Origin of the sequence: Actinoallomurus oryzae (assembly GCF_039541955.1) — a bacterium.
Taxonomy (GTDB): Bacteria; Actinomycetota; Actinomycetes; order Streptosporangiales; family Streptosporangiaceae; genus Actinoallomurus; species Actinoallomurus oryzae.
Map to the genome: position 1 here is coordinate 48,704 of NZ_BAABHF010000028.1, position 22,701 is coordinate 71,404.

22 protein-coding genes and 1 riboswitch are annotated in these 22,701 nt (G+C 70.0%); of the genes, 8 read left to right on the forward strand and 14 right to left on the reverse strand.

Going from position 1 to position 22,701, the window contains the following annotated elements:
• Positions 1–7 precede the first annotated feature (7 nt).
• From ABEA10_RS27215 to ABEA10_RS27230, 4 genes are all read left to right on the forward strand, one after another.
• Positions 8–541 (forward strand): hypothetical protein, encoded by a 534-nt coding sequence (locus tag ABEA10_RS27215; RefSeq protein ID WP_345468778.1) that lies wholly within the window; start codon positions 8–10, stop codon positions 539–541.
• A gap of 43 nt (positions 542–584) precedes the next feature.
• Positions 585–2,123 (forward strand): long-chain-fatty-acid--CoA ligase, encoded by a 1,539-nt coding sequence (locus ABEA10_RS27220; RefSeq protein WP_345468779.1) that lies wholly within the window; start codon positions 585–587, stop codon positions 2,121–2,123.
• Positions 2,124–2,152: 29 nt separating this feature from the next.
• Entirely contained in the window at positions 2,153–2,836 is a 684-nt protein-coding gene (locus ABEA10_RS27225) for a ComEA family DNA-binding protein (RefSeq protein ID WP_345468780.1), read from the forward strand.
• Between the two features lie 77 nt (positions 2,837–2,913).
• A complete protein-coding gene (locus ABEA10_RS27230) occupies positions 2,914–4,107 on the forward strand; it encodes an arginine deiminase (protein ID WP_329249146.1) in 1,194 nt (397 codons plus the stop codon).
• Positions 4,108–4,140: 33 nt separating this feature from the next.
• Here ABEA10_RS27230 and ABEA10_RS27235 read toward each other — a convergent pair whose 3' ends face one another.
• From ABEA10_RS27235 to ABEA10_RS27255, 5 genes are all read right to left on the reverse strand, one after another.
• Positions 4,141–4,626, reverse strand: coding sequence for an ATP-binding protein (locus tag ABEA10_RS27235; protein WP_345468782.1), 486 nt, complete (start codon positions 4,624–4,626; stop codon positions 4,141–4,143).
• 154 nt (positions 4,627–4,780) lie between these two features.
• A complete protein-coding gene (locus ABEA10_RS27240; RefSeq protein ID WP_345468783.1) occupies positions 4,781–6,634 on the reverse strand; it encodes a sensor histidine kinase in 1,854 nt (617 codons plus the stop codon).
• A 59-nt stretch (positions 6,635–6,693) separates the two neighbouring features.
• Positions 6,694–7,326 (reverse strand): DUF6000 family protein, encoded by a 633-nt coding sequence (locus tag ABEA10_RS27245; protein ID WP_345468785.1) that lies wholly within the window; start codon positions 7,324–7,326, stop codon positions 6,694–6,696.
• A 2-nt stretch (positions 7,327–7,328) separates the two neighbouring features.
• Entirely contained in the window at positions 7,329–8,678 is a 1,350-nt protein-coding gene (locus tag ABEA10_RS27250; protein ID WP_345468786.1) for a purine-cytosine permease family protein, read from the reverse strand.
• Positions 8,671–8,787, reverse strand: a riboswitch (TPP riboswitch). Its footprint overlaps the gene before it by 8 nt.
• Positions 8,788–9,310: 523 nt before the next feature.
• A complete protein-coding gene (locus ABEA10_RS27255; protein WP_345468787.1) occupies positions 9,311–9,649 on the reverse strand; it encodes a rhodanese-like domain-containing protein in 339 nt (112 codons plus the stop codon).
• An 84-nt stretch (positions 9,650–9,733) separates the two neighbouring features.
• On the opposite strand from ABEA10_RS27255, the gene ABEA10_RS27260 reads away from it, so the two are divergent.
• Entirely contained in the window at positions 9,734–10,252 is a 519-nt protein-coding gene (locus ABEA10_RS27260; RefSeq protein ID WP_345468788.1) for an SSI family serine proteinase inhibitor, read from the forward strand.
• A gap of 166 nt (positions 10,253–10,418) precedes the next feature.
• Here the strand turns inward: ABEA10_RS27260 and ABEA10_RS27265 are convergent, their stop codons facing one another.
• The 3 genes from ABEA10_RS27265 to ABEA10_RS27275 all read right to left on the reverse strand — a co-directional run bounded on the left by ABEA10_RS27265 (position 10,419) and on the right by ABEA10_RS27275 (position 12,305).
• Positions 10,419–11,279: an Fpg/Nei family DNA glycosylase gene (locus ABEA10_RS27265; protein ID WP_345468789.1), complete on the reverse strand. Its 861-nt coding sequence runs from the start codon at positions 11,277–11,279 to the stop codon at positions 10,419–10,421.
• 61 nt (positions 11,280–11,340) lie between these two features.
• Positions 11,341–11,949, reverse strand: a complete 609-nt coding sequence (locus ABEA10_RS27270; RefSeq protein ID WP_329249111.1) for a TenA family protein — start codon at positions 11,947–11,949, stop codon at positions 11,341–11,343.
• 152 nt (positions 11,950–12,101) lie between these two features.
• A complete protein-coding gene (locus tag ABEA10_RS27275; protein WP_345468793.1) occupies positions 12,102–12,305 on the reverse strand; it encodes a DUF1918 domain-containing protein in 204 nt (67 codons plus the stop codon).
• Between the two features lie 141 nt (positions 12,306–12,446).
• Between ABEA10_RS27275 and ABEA10_RS27280 the strand changes: the two genes are divergently transcribed.
• On the forward strand, positions 12,447–13,418 hold the full coding sequence (locus tag ABEA10_RS27280; protein ID WP_345468795.1) for a CapA family protein: 972 nt from the start codon (positions 12,447–12,449) through the stop codon (positions 13,416–13,418).
• An 8-nt stretch (positions 13,419–13,426) separates the two neighbouring features.
• Here ABEA10_RS27280 and ABEA10_RS27285 read toward each other — a convergent pair whose 3' ends face one another.
• From ABEA10_RS27285 to ABEA10_RS27295, 3 genes are all read right to left on the reverse strand, one after another.
• A complete protein-coding gene (locus ABEA10_RS27285) occupies positions 13,427–13,927 on the reverse strand; it encodes a pyridoxamine 5'-phosphate oxidase family protein (RefSeq protein WP_345468797.1) in 501 nt (166 codons plus the stop codon).
• 118 nt (positions 13,928–14,045) lie between these two features.
• Positions 14,046–14,543, reverse strand: a complete 498-nt coding sequence (locus ABEA10_RS27290; protein WP_345468799.1) for a VOC family protein — start codon at positions 14,541–14,543, stop codon at positions 14,046–14,048.
• Positions 14,527–15,792 carry a low temperature requirement protein A gene (locus ABEA10_RS27295; protein WP_345468801.1) on the reverse strand — a complete coding sequence of 422 codons (1,266 nt, stop codon included), beginning with the start codon at positions 15,790–15,792 and terminating at the stop codon, positions 14,527–14,529. The genes ABEA10_RS27290 and ABEA10_RS27295 overlap by 17 nt, the downstream gene beginning before the upstream one ends.
• A gap of 172 nt (positions 15,793–15,964) precedes the next feature.
• Between ABEA10_RS27295 and ABEA10_RS27300 the strand changes: the two genes are divergently transcribed.
• The gene (locus tag ABEA10_RS27300) at positions 15,965–17,770 is read left to right on the forward strand and encodes a ferritin-like domain-containing protein (RefSeq protein ID WP_345468802.1); all 1,806 of its coding nucleotides are present in this window, start codon (positions 15,965–15,967) and stop codon (positions 17,768–17,770) included.
• Positions 17,771–17,779: 9 nt separating this feature from the next.
• Here the strand turns inward: ABEA10_RS27300 and ABEA10_RS27305 are convergent, their stop codons facing one another.
• From ABEA10_RS27305 to gdhA, 3 genes are all read right to left on the reverse strand, one after another.
• The gene (locus ABEA10_RS27305; protein ID WP_345468804.1) at positions 17,780–19,042 is read right to left on the reverse strand and encodes a hypothetical protein; all 1,263 of its coding nucleotides are present in this window, start codon (positions 19,040–19,042) and stop codon (positions 17,780–17,782) included.
• 154 nt (positions 19,043–19,196) lie between these two features.
• Entirely contained in the window at positions 19,197–19,961 is a 765-nt protein-coding gene (locus ABEA10_RS27310) for an NYN domain-containing protein (RefSeq protein WP_329249086.1), read from the reverse strand.
• Between the two features lie 231 nt (positions 19,962–20,192).
• Positions 20,193–21,542: an NADP-specific glutamate dehydrogenase gene (gene gdhA, locus ABEA10_RS27315; protein ID WP_345468807.1), complete on the reverse strand. Its 1,350-nt coding sequence runs from the start codon at positions 21,540–21,542 to the stop codon at positions 20,193–20,195.
• Between the two features lie 298 nt (positions 21,543–21,840).
• On the opposite strand from gdhA, the gene ABEA10_RS27320 reads away from it, so the two are divergent.
• Positions 21,841–22,695, forward strand: coding sequence for a universal stress protein (locus ABEA10_RS27320; protein WP_345468809.1), 855 nt, complete (start codon positions 21,841–21,843; stop codon positions 22,693–22,695).
• Positions 22,696–22,701: the final 6 nt, after the last annotated feature.

A 22,701-nucleotide genomic window follows, 5' to 3' on the forward strand; every position in this document is an offset into this window, starting at 1 on the left:
GCGCCGGATGCTCTACGCCGCCGGTGCCGTGCTCATCGGCGTCGGGCTCGCCGGAATCGGCCGCCACATCGGGGTCGTGGGCTGGGCGATCTGGTTCGCGGGTGTCGCGGTCGCGCACGACGCGGTGTTCGCGCCGCTGGTCTTCGGTGCGGCGTACGTGACGAGGCGCGCGCCGGCGGTGTGGCGCCGCGCGGCCGTCGTCGCAGGTACGGTCACACTCGTCGCGCTGCCCGCGGTGCTCGGATTCGGCCGGCGGAGTGACAATCCGTCGGTGCTCCCGCAGGCGTACGGGAGGCATCTTGTCGCGATTGTCACTTTGATAGGGCTTGTAACCGGTGCCGTCGCCGCGCTGAACGCGTACGCTCGCCCCATGGGCAAGGCGATACTTTCGATTGTCGGCGTGCTGTTGGCGATCTGGCTGGTCTTCATGGTGATCGGCATGATCATCTCGGCGTTGAAGTTCCTCATCTGGATCGGCTTCCTCGCGGTCATCGGCGCGGTGATCGTGACCCTCATCAGCAAAATGGCGAAGAGCAGTTAGCGCGAGCCTTGTCGCGTGATGTCGGGTCCCGCATGATTCGGCCATGACTCTCACCGGCATGCTCCGCGAGCAAGCGGCGACGCACCCCGACCGGATCGCCTACATCTACGAGAGCGAGCAGGTCACCTTCGCGGAGTTCGATCGGCGCGTGGACGCTGTCGCGGCGGCGTTGCGCGCCTCCGGCGTGGGGCCCGGTGACCGTGTCGCCGTGCTCGACAAAAACTCCTTGGCCTGCGTCGAGCTGCTGTTCGGCGCGGCGCGTGCCGGTGGGGTCCAGGTGCCGGTCAACTACCGGCTCGCGCCCGCCGAGGTCGCCTACATCGTCGACAACGCCAGGGCGAAGGTCCTCGTCGCCGGACCCGAGTTCGTCCCCGTCCTCGACGCCATCGCCGACGATCTCCAGCACACCGAGCACGTGATCGTGGTCGGCGAAACGGAGCGCTACGAGAGCTACGCGACCTGGAGCACCAGCGGTGCGGATGAGCCGGAGCGGCGGGATGACACCGGCGAGGTGTTCGCCCAGCTCTACTCCTCCGGCACCACCGGGCGGCCCAAGGGCGTCATGCTCACGCACGACAACTTCCTCGCGCTGCTGCCGGTCGTCGACCAGCTCTGGGATCTGACGCCCGAGAGCGTCAACATGGTCGCGATGCCGCTGTACCACATCGCGGGCTGCGCCCTCGCGGTCGGCGTGGTCTACGCCGGCATCCCCGCGGTGATCGTGCGGGAGCCCGACCCGGTCGCGATCGCCCGGGCGATCGAGGCACACCGGGTCACGCACGTGTTCCTCGTTCCGGCGCTGCTGCTGTTCATGCAGCAGATCCCGCAGGTCCGCGAGGCGGACCTGTCCAGTCTCCGGCTCCTGCTCTACGGCGCCTCCCCGATCAGCGACGAGGTGCTGCGCGGCGCGATGGAGCTGCTGCCGGGCACCGGCTTCATGCAGGTGTACGGGCTGACCGAGACGACCGGCTCGATCACGTACCTGCCTCCGGCGGATCACGTGCCCGACGGCACCCGGCTGCGCAGCGCCGGCACGGCGGGCCCCGGCGTCGAGCTGCGGATCCTCGATCCGGCCACCGGCGACGAGCTGCCCACCGGCCAGGTCGGGGAGATCGTCTGCCGCACCGCGCAGAACATGCGCGGCTACTGGTCGCTCGAACAGGCCACACGCGAGACGCTGCTGCCCGGCGGCTGGCTGCGCACGGGCGACGCCGGCTACCTCGACGAGGACGGCTACCTGTTCATCCACGACCGCGTCAAGGACATGATCATCTCGGGCGGGGAGAACATCTACCCGGCCGAGGTGGAGAACGCCCTGATGAGTCACCCGGCGGTGGCCGACTGCGCGGTGATCGGCGTACCGGACGAAAAGTGGGGCGAGACCCCGAAGGCCATCGTCGTACGCGGCGGCGAGATCACCGAACAGGAGCTGATCGGCTACTGCCGCGAGAGGCTGGCGCACTTCAAGTGCCCGACCTCGGTCGAGTGGGTGGAGACGATCCCGCGCAACCCGACGGGCAAGGTCCTCAAGCGGCAGCTCCGCGAGCCGTACTGGGCCGGAGAGTCCCGCGCGGTGCGCTGAGCCGGGCACACGAGGTCAAAAGGGGGAGCATGGTTCCGTTTCAGCCTGGATCTCCGCTGCCGCCGGACCGGCTTCGCGCGATCCTCGGCAACGCGGTCATGCGCCAGGTCGCGCGCGGCTGGCGGATCGAGTCGCAGGTCGACAACCAGGCGATCATGGCCAACGGCGGCGACGTCAACCATGCGGCACACCTGTTGATCAGCGTGCTGACCTGCGGCGCGTGGCTGCCGGTCTGGCTGATCATCGGCCTGGTCGGCAACGAGAAGCGCGTGATCATCACGGTCGATCCGAACGGCGTCGTGCTGTTCAACGGCCGGCCGGCGCCGATGGTCGCCCCACCGCCGGCCCGGCCGCGGCGACGCCAACGTGGCGACGCCAACGCTCAGGCGATCGCCGCCGCCAACATGCGCCGCGAACTGCGCCGGCAGGCCCGCGAGCACGCCGCCGAGGACGTCGCGCTCGCCCGCGAGCTGCGCATCGGCCGGCCCGACCTGCCCCGGCAGTACGACGACGGCGGGCTGATCGACGTCAACCACGTGCCCGCACCCGCGCTGACCATGCTGTCCGGCGTGACTCCGGAGATCGCCGAGCGGATCGTGTCGATGCGCGAGCACGTCGGCCGTTTCTCCTCCGCCGAGGAGCTCGTGGCGACCGCGGACCTGCACCCGGACCTGACACCGGAGATCAAGGAGTACGGCATCTTTCTGCCATGAGCAGGTGGGAAAGTCCATGAAAGATGCCTACTGGGCGAAAACTCACGGCTTCACTTAGGGCGACTAAGCTCGCAAATGTGACTCATGCCTACCGTGTCGACAGCGAGGTCGGCCGCCTGAGGACCGTGCTCCTGCACCGTCCAGGCGCTGAGTTGAGGCGGCTGACGCCGCGGAACAACGACCAGCTTCTCTTCGACGGCATCCCCTGGGTCGGCCGTGCCCAGCAGGAGCACGACGCCTTCGCGCAGGCGCTGCGGGACCACGACGTCGAGGTCCTCTACCTGACCGAACTCCTCCAGGACACGCTGGAGTACCAGCCGGCGCGCGACGAGGCCATCGCCGGTGTGCTCGACGACCCCCGGCTCGGCGACCAGCTTCGCAAGATCCTGGGAGCGTTCCTCGGCGACCTGACGCCGGAGGCCCTCACCCAGGTGCTCGTCGCGGGCCTCGCCCACGAGGAGCTGAAGACCGGCCGTGGCCTGGTCTACCAGCTCATGGACCGGCACGACTTCGTCATCGACCCGCTGCCGAACCTGCTGTTCACCCGCGACTCCAGCGTCTGGATCGGCGACCGGGTGGCCGTGACGAGCCTGGCGATGCCGGCACGGCAGCGCGAGACCGCGCTCACCCAGCTGATCTACCGGCACCATCCGAGGTTCGAGAACGCCGCACCCGTGTACGAGCCCGCCCTGGAGCACCTGGAGGGCGGCGACGTGCTGCTCCTGGCCCCGGGCGTGCTGGCCATCGGCACCGGGGAGCGTACGACGCCGGCGGGGGTCGAGCGGCTGGCCCGGCAGGTCTTCGCCAGCGGGCTGGTGCACACCGTGCTCGCGGTGCCGATCGCCCAGGACCGCGCGACGATGCACCTCGACACGATCTGCACGATGGTCGACGTCGACAAGGTCGTCATGTACCCGGCCGTGGCGTACTCCCTGACCGCCTACACCGTGACCAGCGAGAACGGCGACCTGCGGGTGTCTCGCGCCCGCCCGTTCCTGGAGGCCGCCGCGCAGGCCATGCGCATCGACCGGCTGAGCGTGATCGACACCGGCCTCGACCCGGTCACCGCCGAGCGCGAGCAGTGGGACGACGGCAACAACACGCTCGCGGTCGGGCCGCGGCTGGCGGTGGCGTACGAGCGCAACGTCGAGACCAACGCCCGGCTGGAGGCGGCGGGCATCGAGGTCATCCGGATCGAGGGCAGCGAGCTGGGCAGCGGACGAGGCGGCCCGCGCTGCATGTCCTGCCCGGTGCTGCGCGACCCGGCCTGAGAGCCCGCCCCGCGGGCGGCGTCCGGTGTGGGATCAGTGGGCCTGGTTGAGCAGGCCGTACGGGGGATCGACGGCCGACCGGCCGTTGTTCGTGTGCGGGGAGTGCAGGGTCGCCCAGACGGTGGTGCCGCCGTCATCGTGGTGGACTCCCCAGCCGTCCGCGAGGGACTCGACGATGCCGAGGCCGCGCCCGCCGAGCGAGGACAGCGTGGCGCGGGCGCGCCGGGGCTCGGTCATGGCACCGCCGTCGCTGACCGCGAGCTGGATGAGATCGCCCTGGCGGCTCCACGCGACGCGTATGTCCCCGGAGGGTAGGGGGCGTGCGTGCCGAAGGGCGTTGCTGATCAGCTCACTGACGATCACGGCTGCGTCATCGGCGATGTCCTCGTACACCCCCGACTCGAGGAGCTCCGCCGCGAGACGCCTGCGGACCACCGAAACACTCGACGGCGCATGCGGCAGGAATACGACGCTCGACGCCCTCACCTCCCCAGGGGGCGCGGAACTTCTCCCGGACACTCCCCGTAACGTCACTCCGGTACGACCGAAATGCCCAGTTAAAGCGGTCGGAAACCCTGCCACAGGAATCTATTGCCAACACAACGAGCAACGGTGACCTCGACCGCGCACGAAATGATGGTGTAGATCGCCACAGAACGTACAGTATGACCGACTACTGTCGGTGGTCGGCACGGGGGAGGGTGAATCGCATGAGCGTGCCCGGAGCGTCCGGCCGGGCGTGCGCGGTGACCTCTCCATGCTGGGCGCGGGCGAGTCTGCGCACGATGTAGAGCCCGAGCCCGAGTCCGCCGAACCGGCGGCGGTCCCCCGCCTCGCCCTGGACGAAGCGCTCGAAGACCCGCTCGCGGTCTCCGGCCGGGATGCCGACACCGTCGTCCTCGACGGTGACAACGATCAATTCGTCCTCGGCGTCCGCGCGTACGGTGACGGTGCCCCCTCCCGGGGAGTACTTCACGGCGTTCTCCAGAAGCTGCCCGATGATGATGTCGGTGGCCATCGCGTCGCCGAGGGCCTCCGGCAGCTTCTCGTCGATCATCAGCTCCAGCGTGTGCTGCTCCGACATCCCGCGGAAGCCCTCGACCGCGCCGTGCAGGAGACGGTCGAGGTCGAACGGCTCGTTGGTCACGTCGAGCCCGTCGGGCACCGCGCGGGAGTAGAGCAGGTTGTCCACCAGCTGACCCAGCGTCTGGGCGCGCTCGGCGATGATCGCCACCGCCTGCCGCCGGTCGGCGTCGCCGAGCTTGTCCCACCGGTTGACGAGTGTGCGGGCGAACCCGTGCACGACGGTGATCGGCGTGCGCAGCTCGTGACTCGTCATCGACAGGAACAGGTCCTTGGCGGCCTCCAGCGACTTGGCCTCGGTCACGTCGCGGAAGTCGACGACGATCTCGTCGTGGTCTTCGATCTCGGAGTACAGCACGTTGAGCCAGACGCCCGACTCGACCTGGATCGTCGGCTCCGCGTCCGGCGCGGGCAGCGCGAACGGCAGCGGCCGGCCGATCACCTCGTCGGCGTCCATTCCGGTGATCGCGCGCGCGGCGGGGTTCCACTGCCGGACGATGCCGTCACGGTCGAGCACGGCGATGCCGTCGGCACTGGCCTCGATGACGGCCCGCTCGTGCTTACGCTGCTTGACCACCTCGGAGTAGCTGACCGCGTTGCCGACCACGACCCCGGCGTGCCCGGCGAACAGCTCCAGGAGCTCCAGCTCGATGTGCCCCGCCTTGTGGCCGGAGAACAGGGCGTAGAGGGCGCCGTACGGCCGGCCGTGCACGGTGGAGACGCCGAGCGCGATCGTGTGCAGGCCCTCCAGCTCCGACCAGATCAGATCGCCGAGGCTGCGGGTGTCGGCGGTGGCGAGCATGACCGTACGGCCGGAGCGCAGCAGCTCGCCGACCAGGCTCGTGCGCAGGTCGGAGGTGACGCCGCGCAGGCGCTCCGGCAGGCCGCTGATGCTGACGAGCCGCAGCGTGCCGGTCGCCTGCTCGATGAGCACGAACCCGGCCGCGTCGGCGCCGGTCAGCTCGATGACACTGCCCGCGACCCGGTCGAGGACGGCCGACAGCTCCCGCTCGGCGTTCAGGTCGGCCACGACGTCGTTGAGCCGGCGGACGAGACGGATCCGCTCGGCCGCCTGGTGCTGGACCGCCTCGTCCTCGTCGGCGGCCCGGTAGAAGCCGACCCAGCCGAGCAACTCGTCGTCGTCGGACCGCATGCAGCTCACGACGGCGCGTACGTCGAGCAGGCGCCCGTCGCGGTGCAGCCGCCGGGTGGCGAAGGAGATGTGCCCACCCTCGCGTACGCGCTCGAGCACGGCCCGGTGCTCGGCGGTGTACTCCTCCGGAACCGTGCGCAGCGGCCGGCCGATCGCCTCGTCGGCGGCCCAGCCGAACAGCCGCTCAGCGGCGGGGTTCCACAGGCGTACGGTGAGGTCGGGCCCGAGCGCGATCATTGCGTCGGCGGCCGAGGCCACGGCCGCGCGCATCGTCGCGTCGGAGGTGTTCACGGGGCCATAGTGCCACCGCCGACGGGTCGAACGGTTGCGAAACCGCTCTTAAACGAAGGTCAAGAAGACTTCGCATTTGTGGATGAGTCACCGCCGGCGCCGTGAATGTCGTCCGCCAGCGCACACAGCCGGCCGGTGACACGCCGGTACTCGGCGGGGTCCAGGTCGCGCGTTGCCGAGCGCGCCCAGAGGCCGTCCGCACCCAGGAAGCGGGCGGCGCGGTGGCCGCCCAGACGGTCGTCGAGGTACAGCAGCGCGCCGATCGCCCAGTGCTGGTCGTAGTAGCAGTCACGCCGCGGCAGATAACGATCCAGATACGCGGCGAGCAGGTCCGCGTCCTCGTGCCCGCCGAAGCGCGCCAGGGCGAAGCAGTAGGCCTGACCCGAGTACATCAGCTCGCTCTCCAGGAGGAGCTCGCCGAGAAGACGACGGAACACGGTGCGGCGGTCCAAGCCGATCAGCCAGGCGGCGGTGAGGCGAGAGCGCCACTCCACGGTCAGCAGCCGGCCGAGCTCCTCATCGGTGATCCGCCGTGCGTCCTCGGCCAGCGCGCGCAGGAACGCGCGATCCTCCCCCAGCGCGCCGCCGTGGAAAAGCCGAAGGTAGCGCCGTTGATCCGGGGCGGACGACCACACCACGTAGCGGCGGACGAGATCGGCGACCGCGGGGTCGTCGGGCCGGACGAAGCCCATGGTCAGACGTCTTCGGTGGCGGGACGTTCCGTACGGCGCAGAGCGCCGATGGCCGCCGTGACCAGGCCGGCGACGGCGAACGACAGCAGGGAGGCGCTCATCCAGCTCGACGGGGTGAAGTGCAGCGCGCTCTGGGCGTTCGTCCACATGCGGGACCACCAGCCGACGGTGCCCGGGTTGATCAGCTGGTACGTGGCGATGCCCGCCGCCCAGGCGACGATCATCGACCAGCGGGCCGGGGCCCCGTCCGACACATCCCAGCCGCGACGGCCGCCGAAGCAGAAGAAGTCGACCGCCAGCACACCCAGCATCGGCACGAAAACCGAGCCGATCAGCGTGAGGAAGCCGGCGTAGTCGTTCATGTTCAGCGCGAGCGCGAACACCGTGATCAGCGCTCCCAGCACGACCGTCAGCAGGCGCCGGTCCAGTCGCGGGGCGAGGTTCTGGATCGACATGGCGGTCGAGTAGACGTTCGCGAACGACTGGTCGGCCTCGCGCAGGACGAACACCGCGAAGAACAGCGTGCCGAGCGCCACGTGCTGGAACGGCCCGAACACCTTGGTGGAGTCCTCCGCGACCAGCGCCAGGGCGAGCAGGCCGAGCACGTACGCGACGATCTGCGTCACCCCGTACGCCACACTGGCCGCGCCGAAGGCCGCACGCTCGGACCTGGAGTGCCGCGTGTAGTCGGCGGCCATCGGCACCCAGGAGATCGAGACGGCCAGCGCCGCGTCCGCGCCGATCCAGAAGTGGCTCCAAGAGCCGTGCGTCAGGTTCGGCAGCGGCTGGCGCGTGAGCTGGATGTAGAAGTAGATCAGGGCGATCACGACCGCGGTGGTCACGTAGCGGCGCAGCACCCGTACCGAGCCGAGCGGCCAGATGGTCAGCACCGTGGTGATCACCCCGGCCACGACGACGTACAGCCAGTGGGGGCCACCGCCGAAGATCTGCTCGGCGGCGTCCGCGATCACGATCAGCTCGAAGGTGCCCCAGCCGATCATCTGCAGGATGTTGAACACCGTCGGCACGTACGACAGCCGGGTGCCGAACAGGCCCCGCAGCAGCATCATGGCCGGTACGCCGGCCCGCGTACCCGGCACCGCGGCCAGGCCGAGCATGATCCCGCCGATCGCGGTACCGACGATCATCGCGACGATGCCGGCCATGATCGGCAGCTGCGGCGTGCCCTGCGCGTCCGGCGCCAGCACGGTGACCGCGCCGGAGAAGGCGAGCAGGCTGACGCCCAGGTTGGCCCAGAACGCGCTCTGGTCCCAGAAGCTGAGGACCTTGGGCGCGGGCTGGTCGAGCGTGTACGGAGCCTCGTTGCGTGGTTGGTCGACGGCAGTGCTCACAGAGCACACTCCCTACGCCGGCATTACCCGGTCAGGTTCGAGCGGTCGGCGGCACCTGCGAAGCCGCCCTCTCAGCCCGGTCGACGCCCGAGCTCCCGCGTTATCAAGTTGGCCGGTGACAATGTATACCGGTTCAGCGGATTTTCCACCGGCAGGAGACCGATGCCACACAGGCCGCGTACGTCGCCGGCTCGGACGCGAGGAGTCTGGGTATGACCGATCGCCCCGCTGCGGCTACGAAGCGGTTCCGTCTCGACGTTCGACTGCCGCGGGAGGTGCCGGCTCACGACTTCCGGCACCCGGCCGAGGCCGACATACCCGCTCTCGGGCGGCTGATGTGGGACGCGTACCGGGGCACACCCGATGAGGAGGACACCGGGGGCAGTGTCGCCTCGGCGACGGGGGAGATCCGGCTGGCCTTGACCGGGACCCATGGACCTTTTCTTCCGACGGCGTCCTTCGTCGCGGATGACGAGGCCCGCCCCGTGGCCGCCGCCCTGGTGACGGTGTGGAAGGAGGTGCCGCTGCTGGCGTACGTGTTCACCGCACCGTCACACACCGGTCGGGGGCTCGGGCGAGCACCAGACGACCTACGGGGTTGGACGCGTACGGGTTTCGGTGACCTATGGCGTTCAGGCGACGTACGGTTCGCCGCCGGACTCGCTCACCATCGGGAGCCCCGCCGCCTCCCAGGCGTGCATGCCGCCGTCGACGTTCGCGGCCTTCCATCCGGCGTTGTTGAACGCTGCCACGGCCTGCGCGGATCGCGCCCCTGACCTGCAGATAACGTAGATATCGCGGTCTTCCGGGACCTCACGGGCTCGGGCGTTCAGCTCGCTGAGCGGAATGTGGACGGCGTCGGGCGCGTGCCCGGCCTGCCACTCGTCGTTCTCCCGCACGTCGAGCAGGTAGCCGTCACCGGGAACCTCGGCGACCGCCACGCTGGGTAGCGGATCGTTGAAGAATTTCACATGTCCACGGAACCATGTGCGAGCGGCCGGAGTCGAATCGTCATGAGGCAATCTCTATCGAGACTGGGAAGGACGGCCATCGTCGTGCCGGGCGTGGTCACGGCACTGACGCTGACCGGCTGCAAGGACAACGGAACCGCGACGAGCCAGCCGAGCAACCAGGCCTCACCGCCCGCACAGAGCACGACGCCCGGTTCACAGGCACCGGCGCCCGTCTCGCAGACCCCCACCCCGCCCCCCGGTGGCAAAATCGGCACGGACGGGACCAAACTCACCATCACGGTACGCATGTCACCGAACTCCCACCCGATCACACGCACACTCACCTGCGACCCGACGGGCGGCAACACCCCGAACGCGGCCCAGGCGTGCGCGAGCCTGGAAAAGGTGTCCGCGGCCAAGGGCGGCGACCCGTTCGCCCCGACGCCGAAGGGCCAGATGTGCACCCAGATCTACGGCGGCCCGCAGACCGCCACGGTCAAGGGCACCTGGAAGGGCAAGAAGGTCGACACGACGTTCGGACGCAAGAACGGCTGCGAGATCAAGCGCTGGAACGACCTCGCCGCCCTCTTCGGACCCCTGGCACACACCCCAACACACTGACCGCCCCCGAGCCGAGCCGACCCGAGCCCCTTGGCGGGACCTGCCTTCGCGAAGCCTGCCCTCGCGAAGCCCGCCCGCCCAGGGGGAGCCATCCCAATTTCATCGTTTCGTGTGCTGGGCGGTGGGGGCAAGGGGCTTCCACAGCCTGTGGATAACTACGGCCGATCTACTTGAGCAGGCGTGACATTCGGCGGTCGGCGAGTGGTTTGCCGCCGGTCTGGCATGTTGGGCAGTACTGCAGTGCCCGGTCGGCGAACGAGACCTCCCGGATCGTGTCGCCGCAGACCGGGCACTTCTCGCCGGCGCGGCCGTGTACCCGCAGGCCCGACTTCTTCTCGCCCTTGAGGTCCTTGGCCGCGAGGCCCTTCGAACGCTCAACGGCATCGCCGAGCGTCGTGACGATCGCCTCGTAAAGTGTCGCGACCTCCTCCTCGGTGAGGCTCGCGGCGAGCTTGTACGGCGACATCTTGGCGGCGTGGAGTACCTCGTCGGAGTAGGCGTTGCCGATGCCGGCGATCACGCTTTGATCGCGGAGCACGCCCTTGATCTGCGTACGGCGGCCGTCGAGGATCTTCGCCAGCGTCTCGGCGCCGAACTCCTCGCGCAGTGGGTCCGGGCCGAGCGTCCTGATGCCGGGCACCTCCTGCGGGTCGCGGACGACATAGACCGCGAGCCGCTTCTGCGTGCCGGCCTCGGTCAGGTCGAACCCGGACTCGTCGTCGAGGTGGACGCGCATGGCGAGCGGGCCCTTGCCGGGCTTCGGCGGCGCGGCCGGCAGCTTGTCCTTCCAGCGCAGCCAGCCCGCCCGCGACAGGTGGACGATCAGGTGCAGGCCGTCCACGTCCAGATCGAGGAACTTGCCGTACCGGGTGACATCGGTGATCGACAGTCCGCTCAGCGCGGTGATCGGCGGGTCGTAGGTCTTCAGGCACGAGATCGCGACGACGTCGACACGGGCGATCGCCCGGCCGACGGCGTTCTCGCGCAGGAACGCGGCGAGGGACTCGACTTCCGGCAGCTCCGGCATGCCCCAAGGCTAACCTTTGTCCACAGCCCTGTGGACAAGGTCGGCGTCGGCTGACCAGAACTTAGGACGGCACGTCCCAGAACGCCAGCTCGTGGCGCATGCCCTCGAGGAACGCCGTACGGGCCCGTTCGGGGTCCGGCGCGGCTTCGTCGATCATGACCGCGACCCGCCCGGCGAGCATCGCGAAGCCCGGGTCCGCGTACGCGTCCACCCAGCGGCGGTAGCGAGGATCGGCCGGTGGGTCCTCCGCCAGGATCCGGCCGAGCGTGGAGTACCCCCACATGCAGGGATAGAGAGCCGCGAGCCCTTCGCCGTACGAGGCGGCGGAGTCCAGGAGGAACGCGGTGTACGCCGCGCAGGCGGGCCCCTTGACGGCACCCTCGAGATCCGCGCCGAACTCCGCGGCGAGGGTCCGGTGCAGCGACAGCTCGTCGAAGAAGGTCGAGTGCGCCAGCTCCACCAGGTCGCCGAGATGCCCGTCGGGCGCCTGCCACGCCAGCCGCGCGAACACCCGTACGTAGTCGTGGAGGAAGAGGTAATCCTGCTCCAGCCACCCGCGGAAGACGGCGAGGTCGAGGTCGCCGCGCGCGATCCCGGCCACCGTCGGGTGGCGGAGCTGCTCCTCGACGAGTGGTCGGCCGATCGTTTCGAGTTCCCTAGCCAGACTCATGTCCGGCAGTCTCACACGACAAGGCGCCCCTCAACCGACCCCGTTCCCCGCTGGAGCACCCCTCAGCCGATCCCGTTCCCCGCTGGAGCACCCCTCAGCCGGCCTGCTCCCAGGCGAATCCCTCGGCCGGGCCGCTACGGGTGGAGCACGCCTCAGTCGGCCTTCTCGCGGTGCGGCATCCGTTCGACGAACGCGTCCGAGGAGGGGAAGAACACGCTCTCGTGCCCGTCCTCCCAGCGGACCAGGTACGGCGGTGCCCCGTCCGTCCCGTGCACTTCGATGATCACGGCCTGACGATCGTGGTCCCCGACGTGGTGACCCCGGACCAGCAACGCATCGCCCGTGTGCGCTCGCATTGGCCCCTCCCATCTCCGGCTATGTGGTCACCGTCGCTCGGCGGGACCCGGCCGGGATAGGGCCGAAGGTCCACCGAGCCCCGCCGAATGTCGGGCGCCCTCGGACGTACGGCCGCGCGATGCTGGGAAGGGGGAACGCACATGGCCGTGACGATCGCCCTGGGCGGCGACACGATGCTGGGCCGTGGCGTCGGCGAGGTGATCGCGGACGCCGGGCCGGAGGGCCTGTTCGCCCCGGAGGTACGCGCGGCGTTCGCCGAGGCCGATCTCGCCGTGCTGAACCTCGAGTGCTGCGTCTCGGACCGGGGCCGGCGGTGGGACGCGCCGGGTAAGCCGTTCCACTTCCGCGCCCCGCCGCAGGCCGTGGGCGTGCTGACCGGGCTGGGCGTCGACTGCGTGACCCTGGCGAACAACCATGCGCTGGACTACGGTCACGAGGCGCTGGAGGACACGCTGCGGCATCTGGCCGGGGCCGGCATCGCGGCAGTGGGCGCGGGCCCTGACCGCGAGGAGGCACGGGAGCCGGCCGTACTGGAGAGAGCCGGTACGCGCGTGGCCGTGATCGGCGTGACCGACCACCCGAGCGACTTCGCCGCGTCGGAGACCGCGCCCGGAGTCGCGTACGCCCCGCTGAGCGAGGGTGTGCCGTCGTGGTTGTCCCGCGGGATCGAGGACGCGGCGGCCGAGTACGACGTCGTCCTGGTGACGCCGCACTGGGGGCCCAACATGACCACCGAGCCCCTGCCGTACGTCCGCCGGGCTGCGGAGGGCTTCGTGAACGCGGGAGCCACGCTGGTGGCCGGCCACTCCGCCCACGTCTTCCACGGAGTAAGAGGCAACGTCCTCTACGACCTGGGCGACCTCATCGACGACTACGCCACGGACGAGTACCTGCGCAACGATCTGGGTCTGGCGTGGCGAGTCGAGATCAGTGACCTCGGCGAGGTGAGAGTGACCGCGTTGCCGCTGACGCTGGACTACGCGCGGACCGAACTCGCCCGCGACGAGGACCGTACGTGGATCGTCGACCGGCTCAGGTCCGCCTGCGCGAGGTTCGGCACGGAGGTCACCGAGCGCGGCGGCCGGCTGGCCGTCCGCCCTGCCTCCGAGTGAGCGGTGCCCTATCGGTCCGCGGCGGCCGGCGGCTTGCCGCCGATGCGCCGGCCAGTGATGCGTGTGGGCTGGATGCGCAGGTAGAGCTCCCTGGCGCCGCCCGCCCAGGGTTCGACGCCCGATTCCCGCACCGACGCGCGTTCGTTCTCGGACTCCACATGACGCACCGATCCCTGGATGAGAACGCTCCAGGCCTCCCGCGTCTCGGGGCGAAGCTCGTCGATCTCGAACGCGACCTTGTAGTCGGCATCCGCGATCCCGGTGCGAAGGTCCTCATCCGTCGGGCTGTCGTGGGCGGTTCGAAAGACGATGGTGCCCTCGTACAGCCGGTAGTTGACCGGCAGGATCGTGGGACCGTACCGGCCGAGGTAGGCCAGCCGCCCGATGCCGCCCGGCGAGATCAACCGCAGGCACTCGGCCTCGTCCAGAGCTTCCGGCACCGGTGCCCCGCCCCCGGACTCCCGTTCCGACGCGCCGCCGGACTCCGCGCCGGTCATGTCATCAGCCATCAACGGTCCCTGTCCCCCGATCCGGATGAGTGGGTGAACCCAGATCAGAGACTTCCCGCCGCTCAGGGGCCCAACCAGCAGGTCAGGCAGGAGGGCGGGGACCCGACGATGGTCAGCGCTACATCTTTCGGGGGGACGCCTCCCGAGCCGCCCCGGGAGGCGGTGCGGAGTCCGCGGGGGGATCGGCCAGGACTCCCTTGAGGAGGCCGGTCGACTGGCCCACCTCGATGAGGTAGCCGTCGGGGTCGCGTAGGTAGCAGCGCAGTTCCGACTTGCGGTCGAGGGGCTCGGTGAGGAAGCGGGCGCCCTTCGCGACGGCATGCCGGTAGAAGGCGTCGATGTCGGCCACGCGCACGTTCAGGAAGCTGGACACCCGCTCGCCGCTCCGGGGCACGTCCAAGGTGACGTCGGGCTTGTCGGGGGTGGGCCCGCCGCCGGGGTTCATGATGATCCAGCTGTTGGCGACCTTCACGATCGCCGGGTTCTCCTCCATCACGACCTCGCCGCCGAAGACGTCGGCGTAGAAGCGCCTCGAGACCGCGACGTCGCGCACGGTCAGGAAGTACGAGAGGAGGAGGCCGTGCTCGGGCGTGGGAAGGTCACCGTGAGAGGTCATCGTTGGTCATTCCTTGCGTTGATGGGAGGGGAGCGCCCGGTTCCGGGACGGCCGGGCTGTGACGCGCGCCGATGGTGACCATGGTCATCAGGACGCAGACGGCGGCGATCGCCGCGACGACCGTGACCACTCCGATCCGTGAGGCCACCAGCGGCAGGAGCAGGACGGCGGTGACGCCGCACACCACGACGGTGGGGCGAAGGACGGGCTCGGCCAGGAGGGGCGTGTGGACCATCCAGAGCAACGTCACGAACAGCGCGGTCGGGATCGCCACGGCGTAGCAGATCGCCAGGGGTGACGCGCGGAGGTCGTGTCCGGTCTGCCCGACCGCCACCTCGAGCCCGGCACCGAGCGCCGCGAGGCTGACGAAGATGCCGTAATGGCCGTACCCCCACCGGTACGAGAGGTGGCGGCGGTCGTTGAGCCCTTCGCCGGCCGGGGCGAGGAAGTAGAGCCACCAGAGGGCGAACAGCAGCACGAGCCCGGAGCCGGCGATGATGATGAGCGGCCGGTTGATCTCACCCCCGTCGAGCGCCGCCCCGACGCCGTTCGACGCTGCGAGGACGCTCTCGCCGAAAAGGATGATCGTGAACAGGCCGTAGCGCTCGGCGATGTGGTGCGGGTGCCAGTTGGTGGGGCCGGGCCGTTCCGCCCACCGTGGCACCGCGAGTTCCAGGGCGGCCAGGCCGACGAAGCACGGCACCTGGGCCGACGACGGCAGGGTGCCGGTTCCCGCCAGAACGAGCCAGGCGATCCAGCCCGCCTGCGCGACGGCGATGCCCAGGGCGTACCGCAGCGCCGTACGACGGCCGGCCGGGTCCTCGGCGCCGGCCCGCAGCCACTGCGCGACGAGCGCGGCCCGCATGACGAGGTAGCCGATCGCGACCGCGCGGTAGTCGGAACGGTCGGCCGCGGCGGGCACACCCGCGGCGAGGACGAGCACGCCGGCCATCTGCACCATGGTCAGCAGCCGGTACGGGACGTCGTCGGTGTCGTACGACGACGCGAACCAGGTGAAGTTCATCCACGCCCACCACACCGCGAAGAAGACCTGCAGGAAGGGAACGAGCCCGGCCAGGGCGTGGCCGTCGGCGATGTGGTGCGCGAACTGCGCGGTGACGGCCGCGACCGCCACCACGAAGGTCAGATCGAACAACAGCTCCAGCTGGCTGGAGACACGGTGCGGCTCGTCGATCGCACGCGCGGCCATCCGGACCCGGATCCGGTACCTGATCTGCGCTGGCGGCACGGTCTCGCTCCCGTCACTCCCGACGTCCGTCCTGCTGAAAGAGACCAGGCAGTGGTCACATCTGTGACACACGATCTCCCGCCGGCGGCTGTCACAGCCCCGCGAGGTTCCCGGTCTTAACTGACGGCCGGGCGGCAACCGATGCCCGGGAAGACGGCAGAAGCGAGACACGATGAATCACCCGACACCGCGGCGGCACCCCGCCGCCCCCGCGCGGATCGCCACGATGGACGATCTCCGCGAGCACCTGCAGTGGGCGGTCGAACTCGAACACGCGACCCTGCCGCCGTACCTGTGCGCGCTCTACTCGCTCGACCCGGAACGCAACTCCGAAGCCGTCGATGTGGTGGCCGGAGTCTTCATCGAAGAGATGCTTCACCTGACCTTGGCCGCGAACCTGCTCAACGCCGTCGGCGGGCACCCGCGGCTGGACTCGCCGCGGATGCTGCCGCCTCACCCCCGGCGGCTGCCGCACGGTGACGCCTCCCTGGAGCTGTCGCTGCTCCCGTTCGGCGACGAGGCACTCGACATGTTCCTCCGGCTCGAACGGCCGGCGCCGCCCGGCGCCCCGGCGGAGGGCGACCGCTACGAGACGATCGGGCAGTTCTACGCGGCGATCGAGGACGGGCTGCGCCACCTGTGCGACCGGCTCGGCGAGCGGGAGGTCTTCCGCGGCGATCCGGCTCGCCAGGTGCACGCCGGACACTTCCGGCACACCGCCGGACGGATGATCGCCGTCACCGACCTGACCTCGGCGCTGGCCGCGCTGGAGGAGATCGTCGAAGAGGGCGAGGGCACGTCGCGCGGCGCGGTCTGGGATGGCGACCCGGACGTCCACCATCCCGACCGGGACGAGGTCGCCCACTACTACCGCTTCCAGGAGCTCAGGGCCGGCCGGCGCTACCGGCGCGGCGACACTCCGCGGTCCGGCCCCACCGGCGAGACGATCAGCGTGGACCCGCTCGGCGTCCTCCCGATGAGGCCCAACCCGCGACTCGCCGACCACGCTCCGGGCAGCGCGATCCGTACGGCCCAGGAGGAGTTCGACCGGACCTACTGCACCCTTCTGCATCTGCTGGAAGAGGCGTTCAACGGCAGCCCGCGGCTGCTCGCGGTCGCCACCGCCACCATGTACAAGCTGAGGACACAGGCCCAGGCCCTGATGCGGATGCCCGACGGCGAAGGCACGACGGCCGGCCCCACCTTCGAGTACGTCCCGCCCGAGCAGCGTCCGTGGAGCGCCGACGACCCGCAGCGGATCGCCGTGCTCCCCGACGGCCCGTACCTCGTGTACGGCGGAGTTCCGCTGAAGCGTAAACGCAAGATCGTCGCGGCCGAGAACAACGCCGCGCTGACCTGGCAGACCGGCGAGACGTTGGCCACCGAGCCCACTTACGCCCTGTGCCGCTGCGGCCGGTCGGGCGCGAAGCCGTTCTGCGACGGGACCCACGCCCGGGTCGGGTTCGACGGCACCGAGTCCGCCGACGTACGGCCGTACGAGGAACGGCAGCACGTGCACGACGGCGTGGGCATCTCGGCTCAGCGCGTCGGCGAACTCTGCGTCCACGCCGCGTTCTGCATCGGGCGCACCAGACCGATCGCCGCGATGCTCGCCGACACCGACGACAGCGACGTGCGCTCCGACGTCATGGGACGGATCGAGCACTGCCCCTCCGGGTCGTACAGCTACGCCCTGCGAGGCGGAGGCGAGTCCATCGAGCCCGACCTCCCGAAGGCCGTCTCGGTCCTCGAGGAGGAGAACGGCCTGGCCAGCTCGCTGTGGGTCACCGGCGGCGTGCCCGTCCAACGCGCGGACGGGCAGCCGCTGGAGACCCGCAACAGGATGACGTTGTGCCGCTGCGGGCACTCGGCCGGCAAGCCGCTGTGCGACGGAACCCACCGAGAGATCGACTTTCGCGAGGAACGACCCGGCCCGGTCGGCGACGAAACGGTCGCGGAGAAGAAAAGGACGGCGTGAGCGCGCGGCCTACGCGCTGACCGGGGGCGCCGGCCTGGAGTAGTAGACCTTGACGCTCCCGCAGAATCTCGCGAGTTTCCGTACCGTCCCGGTCACCGGCACCCGGGCCTCGTCGAACGCGGCGATCGAGATCAGCCCGCCGATGGGCAGGCTGCGCACCATCTGCTGGGCGGCTCCCGGAGGCGGGTCCTCCCAGAGGATGCACACCACCCGTACCGCGACCGCCACGCCGTTGGTGTTGTGCACGAGCAGCGTGTCGAAGTCCTGGGAGGGCTCGGTGAACCGGGTGCCCAGCAAGCGGCGCGCGTGCAGTTCGTCGGCGGCGCTCACCGGTCGTTTCACCCGCTCCTTGTGCCGTACGGTCACCTCGACGTCGGCGACGTCCCGGAAGCCGGGCCCGTCGAAGGCGAGCACGTCGATACCGGGCGAGCGGGGCGGGAGGACGACCAGCCCGCGGTCGCTCCCGTACGCGGTCCGCACCGTGACGCCGCGGAGCGCGTGGCCCGCCCGGTCGAGCGGGACGAATTCCAGGGTCGGCGCCGTGGCGGTGAACCCGTAGTTGGTCATCTGGAGGATCTGGTCGATGTAGCCCGGGCCGCTGGTCCGCTTGAACGCGAAGGCGATCTCCGAGTCCGGGCTCGACGGCGCGATGTTGACGATGACGGTTCCGAACAGCACCAGCCCGAGGCCGGTGCTCGCCAGCCTGATCCACCAGCGAGCGGACCGCCGGGCCCGCTCCGCCGCGGGTGGGGTGTCACGGGTCATGAACCCCTTGAGTCCCGCGGCCGGCTGGTACTCCCGCCGCAGCCGGTCGGCGCTCTCGATGACCTCCGCCGCAGGGCGTGCGAGGCGTCCGGCGCGCAACGCGATCGGGGCGCCGAACCGCCACAGCTTCGCGCGGACCTCCAGGCGGGCCGGGACCGGCACGTCCTCCAGTGCCTGGCCGGATTCGCCCACGCGTACGACCAGCCGCGTCGCGCCTCGGCTGCCGCTCTGCTCCACCGCCGTCACGTTGGACCACGTAAGGCGCATCTCGTACTTGTGCCAGGTGATCCCGTACGCGGTGAGGGTCAGGCCGCGCCTGGCGCGCAGGGCGGTCAGGACGGCGTTCACCTCCAGGAGCGCGATGCCGGGGATCCACAGGACCATCGGCCCGCCGGCGTCCCAGCCGAGAAACCACCTGAGCGCGATGGCGACCGGCCAGAACACCGGCCAGAACCAAACGGCGTGGCTTCGATACGCGATCCGCTGCTCGTCCGGAGGTGGCGTCACTGAGATTCCCGTCAATCGTTCCCGCCCCCCGACGGCGACGAAGATCATAGAGCCGGATGCGCCGGAACCGGTGCGAATATCGCCGGCCGAGACCCGTACCGGCCTGGGAATCAAGGACCGCGGTCGCGAGAGCCGGGTCGTAGGCGGTGGTGGCTCAGGGCTGTTCGCGCTTGTTGCGGGCGTAGACGACCGCCGGTTTGCCGTCGCCCGGGCTACGGCGGTCCAGGGCGAACTGCCCGATCGCGGCCATGAGTTCGCTGAGCTTGGGGTAGCCGTAGTTGCGGGAGTCGAAGTCCGGGCGCTGCTTGGTGACGATGTAGCCGACGTTGGCGAGATTCGCCCAGCCGTCCTCGTCGGATGCCGCGTCGACCGCGTTGACGAGCTGGCCCAGCAGTTCGGTGTCCGCCTCGAGAGACACCGCCAGTGACGCCGCGGTGGGCTCGGGCAGCGCGTGGGCGGGTGAGGCGATGTTGCGGGAGTAGGGCAGGTTCTCGATGTAGACGAACTTGTCACATGCCGAGACGAACGGCTTGGGGGTCTTGCGTTCGCCGAAGCCGTAAACCGTGAGACCCGACTCGCGGATCCGCGAGGAGAGACGGGTGAAGTCGCTGTCGCTGGAGACGATGCAGAAGCCGTCGAAGCGCCCGGTGTACAGCAGGTCCATGGCATCGATCACCATGGCCGCGTCCGTCGCGTTCTTGCCGGTCGTGTAGGCGAACTGCTGGATCGGCTGGATCGACTGGGCCAGCAGCTGGTCCTTCCAGCCCCGCAGGCTCGTCCCCGTCCAGTCGCCGTAGGCCCGCTTGACGTGCGCGGTTCCGTACTTGGCGACCTCGGCCAACAGCCCGTCGGTGACGCCGGGCCGCGTGTTGTCCGCGTCGATGAGCACAGCGAGCCTCGCGGCGTTCTCCCTGACCATGGTGCTTCTCCTCACGAGCGGGCCACGAAGGTCAGCCGGTCACCGCGGCCGGCCTGCCAGCCGGCCGGCCGCGCTCGCTTCTGCTGCTGCTCCGGTAACACCCGTTCCCTCGTACACGCTGGTTTTCGCCCGGTAGTGGAGCAAGTGTCGCGATCCGAAGGTCGGGCGTCCAGCGGTTCCTCGAGCCGAGCAGACGGACCGGATGACCGACCGCTCGGTGCCGGGTTTCGTTCAGATGATGCCGAGGGCGAGCATGGCGTCGGCGACCTGCGTGAAGCCGGCGATGTTGGCTCCGGCGACGTAATCGCCGGGGCTGCCGTACTCATCGGCCGTCTCCAGGCAGCGGTCGTGGATGCCGCGCATGATGTCGGCGAGGCGTTCCTCGGTGTGGTCGAAGCTCCAGGAGTCCCGGGAGGCGTTCTGCTGCATCTCCAGTGCGCTGGTCGCCACGCCCCCGGCGTTGGCGGCCTTGCCCGGCGCGAAGACCACACCGGATTCGGCCATGAGCTGGACGGCCTCGGGGGTGCAGGGCATGTTCGCGCCCTCCGCGACGATCGTGCATCCGTTCCGGATCAGTGTCGCGGCGTCCGCGCCGTTGAGCTCGTTCTGGGTGGCGCAGGGCAGGGCGATGTCGCAGGGCACCTCCCACACCGAGCCGCCTTCGACGTACCGGGCCACGTCGCTCCTGGCATCGGCGTACGCGGAGATACGGGCGCGGCGGACCTCCTTGAGGTCCTTGAGCAGCTCGACGTCGATGCCCTTCTCGTCGACGACGTAGCCGCCGGAATCGGAGCAGGCGATCACGGTGCCACCGAGCTGCTGGACCTTTTCGATCGCGTAGATGGCGACGTTGCCCGAACCCGACACCACGACCTTCTTGCCGTCGAAGGAGCCGCGGCGGGTCTTGAGGATCTCATCGACGAAGAAGACGGTGCCATAGCCCGTGGCCTCGGTGCGTACCTGCGAACCGCCCCAGGTCAGGCCCTTGCCGGTCAGGACGCCGGACTCGTAGCGGTTGGTGATCCGCTTGTACTGGCCGAACAGGTACCCGATCTCGCGGCCGCCGACCCCGATGTCACCCGCGGGCACGTCGGTGTACTCGCCGATGTGCCGGTAGAGCTCGGTCATGAAGGCCTGGCAGAACCGCATGATCTCACCGTCGGAGTGGCCCTTGGGGTCGAAGTCCGAGCCTCCCTTGCCGCCGCCGATCGGCATGCCCGTGAGGGCGTTCTTGAAGATCTGCTCGAAGCCGAGGAACTTGATGATGCCCAGGTAGACGCTGGGGTGGAAGCGCAGGCCACCCTTGTACGGGCCGAGCGCGGAGTTGAACTCCACCCGGAAGCCCCGGTTGATCCGCACGGTGCCGGCGTCGTCGACCCAGGGGACCCGGAAGATGATCTGGCGTTCGGGCTCGCACAGACGGCTGATCACGGCCGCGTCGGCGTACGCGGGATGCTTGGCGACCACCGGACCGAGGCTGGTCAGAACCTCGTGCGCCGCCTGGTGGAACTCGGTCTCGCCGGGATTGCGTCGTAGCACCTCGTCGTAGATGTCGTGCAGCTTCTCGTCCAGACCAGGCACGCCGTCGTTCCTCTCTGTCGTTCTCGCCTGTCGTTCTCGCCTGTCGTTCTCGGCCGTGTCGTCCGCCGGCACCATCGATACCGTCTCACGAGAACCGACAGGTATGACATAGGTGGACACGCCTGACCTTCCGCTCATCGGCCGCCTGTGACGTACGGGGCGCAGCGGCACTCCTGACGCGTCGTTTCCGGGTGGCGCTTGGACAACGATGTCCGAAGCCGGGGAGTTACATGAAGGCGTGGGTGGGACGCCTTCAGGGTGTGCCGGCTCTGCCGTGAGCCGCTCCCTGGAGGATTTGGTGGCCGAGGAACTGTCGCCGGTGATCGTCGGTGTCGATGGGTCGGAGCCGTCGCGCGTCGCGCTGCGGTGGGCGGCCGAGGAGGCCGTACGGCGAGGCCGCCCGCTGCGGATCGTGCACGCGTTGGATCCGTGGGCGGAGGCGCCCTTCTACCCGGTCGCCATGACGACGGAGATACTTCAACAGGTCGGCGGAGCGATCCTCGAACAGGCCGTCGGGGACGTACGCGGGCGGGAGCCCCGACCGCCGGTGACGACGGCCCTCCTCGCCGAGCCGGCGTCCGTGGCGCTGCGCGGGCAGGCCGAGGAGGCCTACGAGGTCGTCGTCGGGCACCGGGGCCGCGGCGGCTTCGCGAGCCTGCTGCTCGGCTCGGTGAGCCTGCGCACGGCGGGCTACGCGAGCGTCCCGGTCGTGGTGGTACGCGACGGCGACCGCCCCGAGCAACGGGAGATCGTCGTCGGCATCGACCTGTCGCGGCACTCAGCCGCCGCGCTACGGTACGCGTTCGACGCGGCGGCCGTACGCGAGGCGCTGGTGCGCGTGGTCTATGCCTGGTGCCCGCCGGAGGGACGGTACGCGGTCCTGGACGTCGGAGAGCTGGCCGAGGCCGCCCACCGGGAGGCACATCGGATCGTGGCACCGTGGCGCGAACGGTATCCGGGGATCGCGGTGACGGAGGACTCTCCCCGTGAGCATCCCGTCAAGGCGCTCGTGACGGCCTCGGCCAACGCGGACCTCGTCGTCGTCACGGCACGCGGGCACAGCGGCCTGCGGCTCGGCTCGGTCAGCCACGGCCTGCTCCACCACGCCCGCTGCCCCGTGGCGGTCGTACCGCCCGGCACGGAGGCCGGCTGAGCGGCC